Source organism: Pseudomonas sp. LLC-1 (genome assembly GCF_002992185.1).
GTDB classification, from domain to species: domain Bacteria; phylum Pseudomonadota; class Gammaproteobacteria; order Pseudomonadales; family Pseudomonadaceae; genus Aquipseudomonas; species Aquipseudomonas monteilii.
This window is the reverse complement of sequence record NZ_LUVY01000008.1, coordinates 208,396-221,787: the sequence shown is the minus strand read 5'-3', so window position 1 is coordinate 221,787 and position 13,392 is coordinate 208,396. Positions and strand designations below refer to the sequence as shown.

General features: G+C 61.2%; 13 protein-coding genes. 4 read left to right on the top strand and 9 right to left on the bottom strand.

Annotated elements, in window-relative coordinates; genetic code table 11:
* Positions 1–56: 56 nt before the first annotated feature.
* The 8 genes from aruF to acs form a co-directional block, all read right to left on the bottom strand.
* Entirely contained in the window at positions 57–1,076 is a 1,020-nt protein-coding gene (gene aruF / locus A0O30_RS07510) for an arginine/ornithine succinyltransferase subunit alpha (protein ID WP_105946054.1), read from the bottom strand.
* A gap of 135 nt (positions 1,077–1,211) precedes the next feature.
* Positions 1,212–2,432, bottom strand: coding sequence for an aspartate aminotransferase family protein (locus A0O30_RS07505; protein WP_105946053.1), 1,221 nt, complete (start codon positions 2,430–2,432; stop codon positions 1,212–1,214).
* 337 nt (positions 2,433–2,769) lie between these two features.
* Complete coding sequence (gene argR, locus A0O30_RS07500; protein ID WP_105946052.1) at positions 2,770–3,750, bottom strand: transcriptional regulator ArgR; 981 nt, start codon at positions 3,748–3,750, stop codon at positions 2,770–2,772.
* A gap of 98 nt (positions 3,751–3,848) precedes the next feature.
* Positions 3,849–4,613, bottom strand: a complete 765-nt coding sequence (locus A0O30_RS07495) for an ABC transporter ATP-binding protein (protein WP_016711851.1) — start codon at positions 4,611–4,613, stop codon at positions 3,849–3,851.
* Between the two features lie 22 nt (positions 4,614–4,635).
* Positions 4,636–5,334, bottom strand: a complete 699-nt coding sequence (locus A0O30_RS07490; RefSeq protein WP_016711852.1) for an ABC transporter permease — start codon at positions 5,332–5,334, stop codon at positions 4,636–4,638.
* Entirely contained in the window at positions 5,331–6,020 is a 690-nt protein-coding gene (locus A0O30_RS07485; protein ID WP_003254523.1) for an ABC transporter permease, read from the bottom strand. Before A0O30_RS07485 ends, A0O30_RS07490 begins: the two co-directional genes overlap by 4 nt.
* Positions 6,021–6,108: 88 nt before the next feature.
* Complete coding sequence (locus A0O30_RS07480) at positions 6,109–6,894, bottom strand: ABC transporter substrate-binding protein (RefSeq protein WP_060500683.1); 786 nt, start codon at positions 6,892–6,894, stop codon at positions 6,109–6,111.
* A gap of 491 nt (positions 6,895–7,385) precedes the next feature.
* On the bottom strand, positions 7,386–9,347 hold the full coding sequence (gene acs / locus A0O30_RS07475) for an acetate--CoA ligase (protein WP_016711854.1): 1,962 nt from the start codon (positions 9,345–9,347) through the stop codon (positions 7,386–7,388).
* A 398-nt stretch (positions 9,348–9,745) separates the two neighbouring features.
* On the opposite strand from acs, the gene A0O30_RS07470 reads away from it, so the two are divergent.
* Complete coding sequence (locus A0O30_RS07470) at positions 9,746–10,000, top strand: DUF2790 domain-containing protein (RefSeq protein ID WP_003260110.1); 255 nt, start codon at positions 9,746–9,748, stop codon at positions 9,998–10,000.
* 53 nt (positions 10,001–10,053) lie between these two features.
* On the opposite strand, the gene A0O30_RS07465 is transcribed toward A0O30_RS07470, so the two are convergent.
* The gene (locus tag A0O30_RS07465) at positions 10,054–11,613 is read right to left on the bottom strand and encodes a sigma-54-dependent transcriptional regulator (RefSeq protein ID WP_060500677.1); all 1,560 of its coding nucleotides are present in this window, start codon (positions 11,611–11,613) and stop codon (positions 10,054–10,056) included.
* Between the two features lie 255 nt (positions 11,614–11,868).
* Here A0O30_RS07465 and phhA point away from each other — a divergent pair, with 255 nt between their 5' ends.
* The 3 genes from phhA to A0O30_RS27960 all read left to right on the top strand — a co-directional run bounded on the left by phhA (position 11,869) and on the right by A0O30_RS27960 (position 13,371).
* Entirely contained in the window at positions 11,869–12,657 is a 789-nt protein-coding gene (phhA, locus tag A0O30_RS07455; RefSeq protein ID WP_025753872.1) for a phenylalanine 4-monooxygenase, read from the top strand.
* A gap of 38 nt (positions 12,658–12,695) precedes the next feature.
* Entirely contained in the window at positions 12,696–13,052 is a 357-nt protein-coding gene (locus A0O30_RS07450; RefSeq protein WP_003254532.1) for a 4a-hydroxytetrahydrobiopterin dehydratase, read from the top strand.
* Between the two features lie 190 nt (positions 13,053–13,242).
* Positions 13,243–13,371 carry a hypothetical protein gene (locus A0O30_RS27960; protein ID WP_016488505.1) on the top strand — a complete coding sequence of 43 codons (129 nt, stop codon included), beginning with the start codon at positions 13,243–13,245 and terminating at the stop codon, positions 13,369–13,371.
* Positions 13,372–13,392: the final 21 nt, after the last annotated feature.

The following is a 13,392-nucleotide window of genomic DNA, read 5'->3' as shown; positions in this document are numbered from 1 at the left end:
TCGGCCGGCGCGAAACTCTGCTAACGCATCAATCCCGAAACGTCTGTCGCCAGACCTCAGACCGCCACCAGGCGCACGCTGGCGCCCTCCCCCACACCCAGTGCATCGGCTGCCGCCACGCTCAGGCTTACCGGTTTGCCGGGTACCCAGTCGAGGTCCAGCAGCACCGCGCGGTAGTCCTGGAGCTGGCCGTTGCAGACCAGGTACGGGCGCCCGCCCTTGGCTGGCGCTTCTTCGATTTTCACCGGCACTACCCGGCTCTGAGCGATCGAGCGAATGCCCGAGGTACGCGCATGCAAGGTCGGGCCGCCGTCGAAGATGTCGATGTAGTGCTCGGTCTCGAAGCCTTCGCGCATGAGGATGTCGAAGGTGATCTGCGCGCGCGGGTGCACCTGGCCCATGGCTTCCTGCGCTTCATCAGGCAGCAGCGGCACATAGATCGGGTAGTGCGGCATCAGTTCGGCGAGGAAGGTGCGGCTTTTAAGGCCACACAGGCGCTCGGCGTCGGCATAGTTGAGGTCGAAGAAATTGCGGCCGATGGCATCCCAGAACGGCGATTCGCCCTGCTCGTCACTGAAACCGACGATTTCGGTCACGACCGAGTCGGCGAAACGCTCCGGGTGCGCGGCCATGAACAGCAGGCGACCGCGCGAATTGAGCTCGGCCCAGCCACTGTTCACCAGCTCTGGCAATACATAGAAGCTGGTCAACAGGCTGTTGCCGGTCAGGTCATGACACAGCGACAGCACGTGAATCTTGTTGTGAATCTTCAGCTCGCGCGAGGCATGCACGAAGGTTTCGTTGCGGAAGCTGTAGAACGGCTCGGAGTAGCCCGCCGACGCCACAATGGCCGAGCAGCCGGCCAGCTTGCCGGTTTCGCTGTCTTCGAGCACGAAGAAGTAGCTTTCTTCACCGTTGAAAATGACCTCGGCGGCGAAGGAAGTCTCGGAAGCGGCGATCTTGTCGCCCAGGCGAGCAGCGTCGTCCGGCAGCGAGGTGACACCAATGGGGCTGTCTGCAGCCATGCGCTGCACTTCGTTCAGATCAGCCATTTGCGCGGGGCGCATCACCAGCATGGTGTCACTCCTTTGGAATACGGGCCGCTTACGGCGGCACGGAAAAACGGCAGGCGCACGGGCACCTGCACTGGAATCGGGTATCGCCGGCCCGGCTCAGCCATGGCTGGGGCCGGCGAAGTGGCCGCAGGCGGATCAGCCTTTGGTCAGGGTGGCCACGGCGCGCTCGAAGCGGTCCAGGCCTTCATCGATGTCGGCGTCTTCAACCACCAGGCTTGGCGCGAAGCGGACCACGTCCGGGCCGGCCTGCAGCACCATCACGCCTTCTTTTTCGGCAGCGTTGAGTACGTCCTTGGCCTTGCCTTGCCAGGCTTCGGTCAGCACGCAGCCCAGCAGCAGGCCAACGCCACGTACCTGGCTGAACAGGTTGTACTTCTGGCCAATCTGTTCCAGACGGGTCTTGAAGCGTGCGTGCTTGGCCTTGATGCCGGCCAGGGTTTCCGGGGTGTTGACCACATCCAGCACGGCACAGGCAACGGCGCAGCCCAGCGGGTTGCCGCCATAGGTGGTGCCGTGGGTGCCGACGGCCAGGTGTTTGGCCAGCTCGGTGGTGGTCAGCATGGCGCCGATCGGGAAGCCGCCGCCCAGGCTCTTGGCGCTGGTCAGGATGTCTGGCGTCACGCCGTAGTGCTGGTAGGCATACAGCGAACCGGTACGGCCCACGCCGGTTTGCACTTCGTCGAAGATCAGCAGGGCGTTGTGCTCGTCGCACAGCTTGCGCGCGCCTTCCAGGTAGGCCTTGTCGGCCGGCACCACGCCGCTCTCGCCCTGGATCGGCTCGATCACCACGGCGCAGGTCTTGTCGGAAATCTGTGCCTTCAGCGCTTCCAGGTCGTTGTAGGGCACGTGGCTGATGCCGGTGATCTTCGGGCCGAAACCATCGGAGTACTTCGGCTGGCCACCGACGCTGACGGTAAACAGGGTGCGGCCGTGGAAGCTGTTCACGGTGGCGATGATTTCGTGTTTTTCCGGGCCGAAGCGGTCATGCGCAACGCGACGGGCCAGCTTGAAAGCGGCCTCGTTGGATTCGGCGCCGGAGTTGCAGAAGAACGCCCGGTCGGCAAAGGTGGCATCCACCAGTTTATGGGCCAGGCGCAGGGCCGGCTCGTTGGTGAACACGTTGGATACGTGCCAGAGGGTGTTGGCCTGCTCGGTCAGGGCCTTGACCAGTGCCGGGTGGCAATGGCCCAGGGCGTTTACCGCGATGCCACCGGCAAAGTCGATCAGCTCGCGACCCGACTGGTCCCAAACGCGGGAACCCTCGCCTCGCACAGGAATGAAGGCCGCCGGAGAATAGTTGGGGACCATGACCTGGTCGAAATCGGCACGTTGCACCGGGGCTTGCTCAACGGACATCTGAGTCTCCTGAAGAGGAACGCTGGCCTGGAAGTGGCGAGCGATGGGGGGATTGTAAGGACTGATCCGCGCCTGTCCTTGCGGCCAAGCGACAACTTGTTACAGCGCAAAACCCAGTTTTGACAAGGTTTTCGGCAATGCGACAAACACTGTCGCAATCGCGCAGTGTACGGGAGAGAGGGGGCTGGGTGAACGGGTGTTCACAGGCAATTCGGGGAAGCGGCGGGTGCAAGTCGTTGTTGTTGTGTTGTGGCGCAAATCGAGCGCCGCGCGGGCGGCGCTCGATATCCGCCCCACCATCAACCCCAAGGCATACACCCCGAACCCAACCGAAATCTCAGCCCTTTTCAGCAGGCGCCGAACTCAGCTCAAACGGGCTGCTGCTACGCCGCTGGTTACGATCTTCTCGCGGCGTCGCACCAAAGAAGTTGCGGTAAGCACTGGAAAAATGCGGCCCCGACGAGAAGCCACAGGACAACCCGATCTGGATGATCGACTTGCTGGTCTGCATCAGCATCTGCCGCGCCTTGTTCAGCCGCAGCTCCAGATAATACTGGCTCGGCACGCGGTTCAGGTACTGCTTGAAGATGCGCTCCAGCTGCCGGCGCGACACGCACACATGCTGGGCAATTTCGTCGGTGGTCAGCGGCTCTTCGATGTTGGCCTCCATCAACAGCACCGCCTGGGTCAGCTTGGGGTGGCTGGAGCCCAGGCGGTTCTGCAGCGGAATGCGCTGGCGCTCACCACCCTCGCGGATGCGCTCTACCACCAACTCTTCCGAAACAGCCCCCGCCAGCTCCGCCCCATGATCGCGGGCCAGCACGGCCAGCAGCAGGTCGGTTACGGCCATGCCGCCACAGGCCGTCAGGCGGTCGCGGTCCCAGTCGAACAGGTGGCTGGTGGCGATGACCTTGGGGAAACGCTCGGCAAAATCATCCTGCCAGCGCCAGTGCACGGCAGCACGATAACCGTCGAGCAAGCCCAGCATCGCCAGAGGATAAACCCCGGCGGACAAGCCACCGATCATGCAACCGCTGCGCGCCTGCTGCTTGAGAGCAGCCGACAAGGCTGCCCCTACTGCCGCAGGCGGCTCGTCAGCAACCAGAAACAGCTTGTGGCACCCCTCCAGGCGACCAGTCCACGGCTCGCCCGGCAGGCGCCAGCCACCCTCTTGCGCCGGCTCCGCCTGCAGGAAGGCCATTTCGTAGACCACGTCCGGGTGTACCCGCTGCGCCACCAGCAACACTTCCTCGGCCAGCGCCAGGGTCAAGGGCCTGGTGCTGGGCCAGATGAGAAAACCGATTCGCTGGGTGGTCATAGGGTGCGGTCCGAAACCTGAGGTCGTTCGAGTCTGTGCGCCGGGTCAGGCTGCGCTCGCCGCGCAGCATGCCCTATTCTGGTGCAAAAATGCAGCTTTTACTTCAGGCTGCCGGAGAGGAACTGCTTCAGGCGCTCCGACTGCGGGTTGGCCAGTACTTCACGCGGGCAGCCGGTTTCTTCCACCAGGCCTTTGTGCAGGAACACCAACTGGTTGGACACCTCACGGGCAAAGCCCATTTCGTGGGTCACCACCACCATGGTGCGGCCTTCCTGGGCCAGCGCCTGCATCACCTTGAGCACATCGCCCACCAGTTCAGGGTCCAGTGCCGAGGTCGGTTCGTCGAACAGCATAACCTCCGGCTCCATGGCCAGTGCGCGGGCAATTGCCACACGTTGTTGCTCGCCCCCCGACATATGCCCGGGGAAGGCGTCCTTGCGGTGCGCAACACCCACCTTGGCCAGGTAATGCTCGGCCTTTTCCAGCGCTTCCTTCTTGTTCACACCCAACACATGCACCGGCGCTTCGATGATGTTTTCCAGTGCGGTCATGTGCGACCACAGATTGAAGTGCTGGAACACCATCGACAGGCGCGAGCGCATGCGCTGCAACTGACGCGGGTCGGCAGCCTTCAGCGCGCCGTCCTTGCCGGCCACCAGCTTGAGCTCTTCGTTGTTGAGCAGGATCTTGCCCGCGTGCGGCTGCTCCAGCAGGTTGATGCAGCGCAGGAAGGTCGACTTGCCCGAACCACTGGAGCCGATGATGCTGATGACGTCGCCGGCCTTGGCCGCCAGCGACACGCCCTTGAGCACTTCGTGGCTGCCGTAGCGCTTGTGCAGGTCTTGGACTTCGAGTTTGTACATGCTGTCGATTCTCACAGAGCGGTCAGTGCTTGCGCGGCGCCAGGTAGCCGAGCCAGCGGCGTTCGGCCATCTTGAACAGGCGCACCAGGATGAAGGTCAGGCACAGGTAGAACACGCCCGCCGTGATGTAGGCCTCGAAAGGCAGGTAGTACTGGGCGTTGACCGTGCGTGCGGCACCGGTGATGTCGATCAGGGTGACGATCGACGCCAGGCTGGTGGTTTGCAGCATCATGATCACTTCGTTGCTGTACTGCGGCAGCGCCCGGCGCAGGGCCGAGGGCAGCAGGATGCGCCGGTACATTTTCATGCGCGACATGCCCATGGCCTTGGCCGCCTCGATCTCGCCATGGGGCGTGGCCTTGAGGCTGCCGGCAATGATTTCGGCGGTGTAGGCGCTGGTGTTGATGCCGAACGCCAGGCACGCACAGAAGGTGGCGCTGGACAGCAGCGGCCAGAGGAAGCTTTCGCGCACCGCTTCGAACTGCGCCAGGCCGTAGTAGATCAGGAACAGCTGCACCAGCATGGGGGTGCCGCGGATCACGTAGGTATACAGCCACGCAGTCAGGTTGATCGCCGGCTGTTTCGACACGCGCATCAGGCCCAGCGGAATGGCCGCCAGCAGCCCGAAGAACAGCGAAATCGCCAACAGCTTGAGGGTGGTCAGCAGGCCGCCGAAGTACATCGGCAATGCCTCCCAGACGACGTTGTAGTCGAAGATCATAGTTCAGCCACCTTGACGCCCACCGAGTAGCGGCGCTCCAGATACTTCAGGGCCAGCAGCGAGACGCTGGTCAGCACCAGGTACAGTGCCGCCACCGCCAGGAAGAAGGTGAAAGGCTCGCGGGTGGCATCGGCCGCCTGCTTGGCCTTGAACATCATGTCCTGCAGGCCGACGACCGAGATCAGTGCGGTGGCCTTGGTGAGTACCAGCCAGTTGTTGGTGAAGCCCGGGATCGCCAGGCGAATCATTTGCGGCACCTGGATGCGGAAGAACACCTGGCGCGGGCTCATGCCATACGCCACGCCCGCCTCGGCCTGGCCCTTGGGAATACCCAGGAAAGCACCGCGGAAGGTTTCCGACAGGTAGGCGCCAAAGATGAAGCCCAGGGTACCGATACCGGCAATCAACGGGTTCAGGTCAATGTAGTCTTCGTAGCCGAGCAGCGGTGCCACCCGGTTGATGATGTCTTGCCCGCCGTAGAAGATCAGCAGGATCAGGACCAGGTCCGGAATACCACGGATCACCGTGGAATACAGGTCACCCAGCCAGGCCAGCCAGCGCACCGGCGACAAGCGCAGCGCCACACCGATCAGGCCGAGCACGATGGCCAGGGCCATCGACGACAGGGCGAGCTGAAGCGTCAGCCACGCCCCGTCGAGGATGACTGCCCCGTAGCCTTTCAACATGATGAGGTCCTCGACCTAAAGAATGAAAAATGGTGCAAACCTCAGAGCCTCTGCTGTTTGCACCATTGCACAGGTGAAACCCGACGTCTTAGTTCGAGTCTGGACCGTAGATGTCGAAGTTGAAGTACTTCTTCTCGATTTCTTTGTACTTGCCGTTGGCACGGATGGCGTCGATGGCCGCGTTGATGCGGTCGACGTTGGCCTTGTCACCTTTGCGCACAGCAATACCGATACCGTCACCGAAGTACTTGGCGTCGGTGAAGGACGGGCCTACGAAGGCGAAGCCTTTACCCGCGTCGGTCTTGAGGAAGCCGTCTTCCAGCAGGGTGGCGTCGGCCACGGTGCCGTCCAGGCGGCCAGCGGCCACATCCAGGTAGATTTCGTTCTGGGTGCCGTAAGGCACCACGGTGGCACCTTTGGCGCCCAGCACTTCCTTGGCGAAGCGGTCATGGATCGAGCCACGCTGCACGCCGATCTTCTTGCCTTTCAGCTCATCCAGGCTTTCGCTGACCGTGGTGCCTTCCTTCATCACCAGGCGCGCCGGAGTGAGGTAGTAACGCTTGGTGAAGTCGACCGACTTCTTGCGATCCTCGGTGATCGACATGGACGACAGGATGGCGTCGATCTTGCGCACTTTCAGCGCCGGGATCAGGCCGTCGAACTCCTGCTCGACCCAGGTGCACTTGGCTTTCATCTCTTCGCACAGGGCGTTGCCGATGTCGTAGTCGAAACCGGCGATGCTGCCATCGGGCTGCTTGAAGGCGAAGGGTGGGTAGGCGGCTTCAATGCCGATTTTCAGCGGTTTTTCATCGGCCTGCGACACCAGGGAAAATACGGATAGCGCCAGGGCGCCAAGCAGTGCGAGCTTCTTCATCAGGTAACTCCATCGGTACGGGGCAATACAAGGCAGGTAACGGCTGCCCGATATGCGAATGGGTACAACGCGAGCCGCGCAGGGTTCGACCAAGGTCGCAGACCACGAGCGAGTGAGTGGCATTTTAGCGACAGCCCGGTAGTCGATATTTCTTCAAAGCGACAACTACTTACAGAAGCGCCTGAAACCGCTGCGGGCGATGTTGACGACCAGCGCAAAATATGCGAAGGCACAAGAAATAGAACCAATAGACCTAGCAATTCCTGGGCCTATTATTGGCAAAGCCTTGTACTACGGCAAGTGTAGCGTGCCGCGTTGTAGAAAACGGCTGCGTGAACGCACCGAAACAGGTCCGCGTTGTTTCCTCGCGCCCCGAACGTGTGCAAGGCCGGTGACAGAACAGTTACCGATGAATGTCGGGTAACAGTAAAGCAAAAACCCCGCCCGGTTGCCCGGGCGGGGTTTTCTGTTCACACGGCCCTGCCTCGCTGTCAGGCCGAAGCCAGGTTCATTGCCTTGTGGGTATCGATCAGGTGTTGCACCACGCCCGGGTCGGCCAGGGTCGAGATATCGCCCAACGCATCGTACTCACCGGTGGCAATCTTGCGCAGGATACGGCGCATGATCTTGCCCGAACGGGTTTTCGGCAGCCCCGGTGCCCACTGGATCACATCCGGCGAGGCGATCGGGCCGATTTCCTTGCGCACCCAGTTCTTCAGCTCCAGGCGCAGTTGCTCGCTGGCCTCGATACCGGCATTGAGGGTGACATACACATAGATGCCCTGCCCTTTGATGTCGTGCGGCACGCCAACCACGGCCGCCTCGGCCACCTTCGCGTGGGCCACCATGGCACTTTCGATCTCGGCGGTACCCATGCGGTGCCCGGATACGTTGAGCACGTCATCCACACGGCCGGTGATCCAGTAATAGCCATCCTCGTCACGGCGCGCACCGTCACCGGTGAAGTACATGCCACGGAAGGTCTTGAAGTAGGTGTCGACGAAGCGATCGTGGTCGCCGAACAGCGAACGCGACTGGCCCGGCCAGGAGTCGAGGATCACCAGATTGCCCTCGGCAGCACCGTCGATCAGGTTGCCCAGGTTGTCCACCAGGGCTGGCACCACGCCGAAGAACGGACGGGTAGCCGACCCAGGCTTCAGGCCGGTAGCGCCCGGCAGCGGGCTGATCAGAATGCCACCGGTCTCGGTCTGCCACCAGGTATCGACGATCGGGCAACGCTCCTTGCCCACGGTCTTGTAGTACCAGTTCCAGGCTTCGGGGTTGATCGGCTCGCCCACCGAGCCGAGCAGGCGCAGGCTGGAGCCGTCGGCACCTTCAACCGCTGCCTGCCCTTCGGCCATCATCGCGCGGATGGCAGTGGGTGCGGTGTAGAGGATATTGACCTTGTGCTTGTCGACGATCTTCGACACGCGGGTGATGTCAGGGTAGTTCGGCACACCCTCGAACAGCAGGGTAGTGGCGCCGTTGGCCAGCGGGCCGTACACGATGTAGCTGTGGCCAGTGACCCAGCCCACGTCGGCAGTGCACCAGTACACTTCACCCGGGCGGTAGTCGAATACCCGCTCATGGGTCAGTGCGGCATACACCAGGTAACCGCCGGTGGTGTGCAGCACACCTTTCGGCTTGCCGGTGGAACCGGAGGTGTAGAGGATGAACAGCGCTTCCTCGGCGCCCATTTCTTTCGGCGCGCAGTGGCTGGAGGCCACTTTCATCAGGTCTTCGTACCAGATGTCGCGGTGCTGGTGCCAGGCAATGTCGCCACCGGTGCGCTTGCACACGATGATCTTCTGCACGCTGTTGGTTTCAGGGTTGGTCAGCGCCAGGTCGACGTTGGCCTTGAGCGGGGTGCGGCGGCCGCCACGCAGGCCCTCGTCGGCAGTGATCACCACCTTGGACTTGCAGTCGATGATGCGGCCAGCCAGCGCCTCGGGCGAGAAACCACCGAACACCACCGAGTGGATCGCACCGATGCGGGCGCAGGCCAGCATGGCGACCACGGCTTCGGGGATCATCGGCATGTAGATGGTGACCACATCACCCCGGTGCACGTCCTGGCCACGCAGGGCGTTGGCGAACTTGCACACCTGCTCGTGCAGTTCGCGGTAGGTGATGTTGCGGTGTTCGGAAGGGTCGTCGCCTTCCCAGATGATGGCCAACTGGTCGCCGCGCTCTTCAAGGTGGCGATCCAGGCAGTTGGAGGAAACGTTCAGAGTGCCGTCGGCGAACCATTTGATATCGACGTGATGGTCGTCGAAGGAGGTCTGCTTGACCTTGGTGAACGGCTTGATCCAGTCGATTCGCTGGGCCTGCTCGCGCCAGAAGCCGTCCGGGTTGATCACCGATTGCTGGTACATGGCCTTGTAGGTGGCCTCGTCGGTCAGGGTAGTGGCCGCAACCTCGGGACGAACGGGATACAGTGGAGCCGCACTCATCTGTGTTACCTCGGTGTAATAGTTGTTTTTGTATGGAACCGTTTGTAACTGTACCAGAGCGACAAAAGCCATTCGACGTTGGTAGTAATTTGGTACGCCCGTTCCGCCAAAGTGCTCTGGCATGCGGATTACAGCCCTGACCACGAAAAAACGGGGGGCTTTACCAGAGGATTGTTACAGATTCTGTCAAAACACTTTATCAAAAGACCCACTGTTTCGGCCTTGGCCACAACCCTAAAATTCACCTCGCCAGCAACGGCAAGGCGATTAACAACTGGTAACAGCCCCCACGAAGGCAAACGTTAATCTCCCTCTAATCCCGATAGTTAAAACTAGCAGTACTCGCGGCGCCATAAGCGCCGCGTGCCCCCTCACGACCTTAGACAGGTAAATAGAAAATGAAAGCTTTACTGGTATTGGTACTTGGCAGTCTTTGCGGCGCGGCAATGGCCGGCGAAGCCAAAGATGCCGAGCAGATTCCGGTTGAACAGTACAGTTACTCGCAGCACCTGGACATTGCCCGCGTCATCTCCATGAGCGAAGTGCCCAACGTGTGCGAAGTCGTGCCAGCCCGCATGACCTACGAGGACTCCAAGGGCCAGAAGCACATTCTCGAATACCGCGTGATGGGGAACGGCTGCTCTAACGGCTGATACCTTCTGAATCAGGGGCCCTGCGGGCCCCTTTCACTTTTTGCAAAGCCCAACTAATCGGCAGACTTGCCAAGCGAATAGTCCCTTAACTTGTTGGCGATTGTTGTATGCGAAACGCCCAGCCTTTTCCCTAAAGCCCGGCTACTCGAAAACTCCCCCATCAAACTTTCCAGCACCGCTTTTTCAAAGCGTCCGACAATCTGCGAAAGATCGCCCTCCAGCGAAAACTCACCCAACGGTTGCCGCGCGCCATAATCCGGCAAACGTATATGCTCGCTTTTAACCACGCCGCCTTCACATAAAGAAACCGCCTGGAACAATACGTTTTCCAACTGCCGTACATTGCCCGGCCAATGGTATTGCCCAAGTTTATCCATCGCCGCCGGCGCCAGCCGCGGCATGGCACAGCCGATTTGTCGGCTGGCCTGGTCGAGAAAGTGCTGCACCAACCCTTCCAGGCCATCCATGCACTCGCGCAAAGGCGGAATGTGCAGCGACAACACGTTCAGGCGGTGATAAAGGTCCTGACGAAACTCGCCGCGCGCGCACAGCTCGGACAAATCCACCTGGGTCGCGCAGATCACCCGCACATCCAGGTACACCTCTTCATCGCTGCCTACCCGGCGGAAGCAACCGTCCTGCAAAAAGCGCAGCAACTTCACTTGCAGGCGCGGGCTCATCTCCCCTACCCCGTCAAGGAACAGCGTGCCGCCTGCGGTCAGTTCAAGTAGCCCCAGCTTACCCTCTGCCCGCGCCCCTTCGAATGCCCCGGGGCCGTAACCGAACAGCTCGGTTTCGGCCATCGACTCGGGCAAGCCGGCGCAATTGAGCGCCATCAGCGGCGACTGCCCACGGGGGCTGGCCAGGTGGCAGGCGCGTGCCAGCAGTTCTTTGCCGGTGCCGGTCTCACCCTCGATCAGCAGCGGCGCATCCAGCGGCGCCATGCGGCGAGCCTCGCGCACCACGGCGGCCATCACCCGCGAGCTTTGGAAGATGCTGTCGAAGCCGCGCAGTTCCTGCTTGCGCACGTTGTAGATGCGTTCGCCAATGCGGTCGGCACGGTGCAGGGTGAGCACGGCGCCAGCCAACGCCTCGCTGTCGTCGTGCTCGGACTGCAGCGGTGCGATATCCGCCAGGAACACATCACCTTTGACCTTGATACGCAGGCCATTGATGCGCGACTTGTTGGCCCGCACCAACTCCGGCAGATCGAAGTCTTCCACATAGCGCGCCAGCGGCATGCCCGGCACCTCATCCACGCGCACCCCCAGCAACTGCGCTGCCGTGCGGTTGGCGGCGACGATGCTGCCGCCCATGTCGATCGACAGCACCGGGAAGTCCAGCGCCCCGAGCAAGGCATTCAGCTCCATGTGCCGACGTTCGCTGGGCATCAGGCCCACGCGCTTGACGCCAAATACCCCGGCAATCGCCTCGAACTTCGGCCGCAAGGCCTGGAACTGCAGGTTGATCAGGTTCGGGCAGTGCAGGTAGATGGCATTGCCATGGTCACCGCCCACCTCGCCCCGCAGCACGTTGATGCCGTACTCCACCAGCAGGTTGAGGATGTCGCGCAGGATGCCAATGCGGTTCTGGCAGTGCACTTTGATACGCATGAGGGCTCTCGAAGCGCCAATGTTTTTCAACATCGCGCGGAAAAGTCGTAAAGATAAGCTGACAAAAACAGCGCAACCATCAGCCGTATGCCCCGAATTTTCCGACACCCGGGCTCTTTTGTAAAATTATCGTTACGAAATCCGCTTCAACCGCTGGCGCGACAGCGGCTTGCACCCGTGCAAAACGGCCAGTGAAGGGATATTCCTTAGGCATGTCCTGCACATAACAAGAAAAGCCCTCACCAGGAGAGCCTCATGAAACAGACGCACTACGTGGCACGCGAGCCCGATGCGCATGGTTTTATCGATTACCCGCAGCAAGAGCATGCGGTATGGAACACCCTGATCACCCGTCAGCTGAAAGTGATCGAAGGCCGCGCGTGCCAGGAATACCTGGACGGCATCGACCAGCTCAAGCTGCCCCATGACCGTATCCCGCAACTGGGCGAGATCAACAAGGTGCTGGGCGCCACCACCGGCTGGCAGGTTGCCCGGGTTCCGGCGCTGATTCCCTTCCAGACCTTCTTCGAATTGCTGGCCAGCAAACGCTTCCCGGTCGCCACGTTCATCCGCACCCCGGAAGAGCTGGACTACCTGCAAGAGCCCGATATCTTCCACGAGATTTTCGGCCACTGCCCGCTGCTGACCAACCCATGGTTCGCCGAATTCACCCACACCTACGGCAAGCTCGGCCTGGCGGCAACCAAGGAACAACGCGTGTACCTGGCGCGCCTGTACTGGATGACCATCGAGTTTGGCCTGATGGAAACCGCCCAAGGCCGCAAGATCTATGGCGGCGGCATCCTCTCGTCACCGAAAGAGACCGTCTACAGTTTGTCTGGCGAGCCTGAACACCAGGCCTTCGACCCGATCGAAGCCATGCGTACCCCGTACCGTATCGACATCCTGCAGCCGCTGTATTTCGTGCTCCCCAACATGAAGTGCCTGTTCGACCTGGCCCACGAAGACATCATGGGCATGGTCCACAAGGCCATGCAGCTGGGCCTGCACGCACCGAAGTTTCCACCCAAGGTCGCTGCCTGAGCGACCTTGCCGATAACAACTCGAACCGGAAAACACCCATGAATGCCTTGAACCAAGCCCATTGCGAAGCCTGCCGCGCTGACGCGCCAAAAGTCACCGACGAAGAGCTGGCCGAGCTGATTCGCGAAATCCCGGACTGGAACATCGAAGTACGTGACGGCCACATGGAGCTGGAGCGCGTCTTCCTGTTCAAGAACTTCAAGCACGCCCTGGCGTTCACCAACGCCGTAGGCGAAATCGCCGAGGCCGAAGGCCACCACCCCGGGCTGCTGACCGAGTGGGGCAAGGTTACCGTGACCTGGTGGAGCCACTCGATCAAAGGCCTGCACCGCAATGACTTCATCATGTGCGCCCGCACCGACAAGGTGGCGGAAACGGCTGAAGGCCGTAAGTGATCGCTGAAAAACGGGGCCGCAATCGGCCCCGTTTTTTTATGAAGCCTGTGCGCTGTTCGCCCGCAAAACCGACAAACGAACGGTAAAAAAACCAAACTGTCATCCAGACTTGTGTATCCTGCCCCAGCTTTGCGAAGCTTCAACCGCGCCTGGCGCAGACTTTTCACTCACACTTGCGAGGAACGACGAGATGCACGAAATCCCGAATCTTCCCTTCCCAAGCCTGAACCCAGAAGAGCCATCCGTGACCGTTCACGCCGAACCGGCAGCTGCCGTCGAGCAGGATGGTGACGATCAATCCAGCGCTGACCAGGAATAAATCGCGCAACCTCCAACAGTG

What these genes read in the sequence shown, in the direction of transcription:
- aruF (WP_105946054.1), bottom strand. Translation starts at nt 1,076, where the DNA reads ATGCTGGTGATGCGCCCCGCGCAAATGGCTGATCTGAACGAAGTGCAG.
- A0O30_RS07505 (WP_105946053.1), bottom strand. Translation starts at nt 2,432, where the DNA reads ATGTCCGTTGAGCAAGCCCCGGTGCAACGTGCCGATTTCGACCAGGTC.
- argR (WP_105946052.1), bottom strand. Translation starts at nt 3,750, where the DNA reads ATGACCACCCAGCGAATCGGTTTTCTCATCTGGCCCAGCACCAGGCCC.
- A0O30_RS07495 (WP_016711851.1), bottom strand. Translation starts at nt 4,613, where the DNA reads ATGTACAAACTCGAAGTCCAAGACCTGCACAAGCGCTACGGCAGCCAC.
- A0O30_RS07490 (WP_016711852.1), bottom strand. Translation starts at nt 5,334, where the DNA reads ATGATCTTCGACTACAACGTCGTCTGGGAGGCATTGCCGATGTACTTC.
- A0O30_RS07485 (WP_003254523.1), bottom strand. Translation starts at nt 6,020, where the DNA reads ATGTTGAAAGGCTACGGGGCAGTCATCCTCGACGGGGCGTGGCTGACG.
- A0O30_RS07480 (WP_060500683.1), bottom strand. Translation starts at nt 6,894, where the DNA reads ATGAAGAAGCTCGCACTGCTTGGCGCCCTGGCGCTATCCGTATTTTCC.
- acs (WP_016711854.1), bottom strand. Translation starts at nt 9,347, where the DNA reads ATGAGTGCGGCTCCACTGTATCCCGTTCGTCCCGAGGTTGCGGCCACT.
- A0O30_RS07470 (WP_003260110.1), top strand. Translation starts at nt 9,746, where the DNA reads ATGAAAGCTTTACTGGTATTGGTACTTGGCAGTCTTTGCGGCGCGGCA.
- A0O30_RS07465 (WP_060500677.1), bottom strand. Translation starts at nt 11,613, where the DNA reads ATGCGTATCAAAGTGCACTGCCAGAACCGCATTGGCATCCTGCGCGAC.
- phhA (WP_025753872.1), top strand. Translation starts at nt 11,869, where the DNA reads ATGAAACAGACGCACTACGTGGCACGCGAGCCCGATGCGCATGGTTTT.
- A0O30_RS07450 (WP_003254532.1), top strand. Translation starts at nt 12,696, where the DNA reads ATGAATGCCTTGAACCAAGCCCATTGCGAAGCCTGCCGCGCTGACGCG.
- A0O30_RS27960 (WP_016488505.1), top strand. Translation starts at nt 13,243, where the DNA reads ATGCACGAAATCCCGAATCTTCCCTTCCCAAGCCTGAACCCAGAAGAG.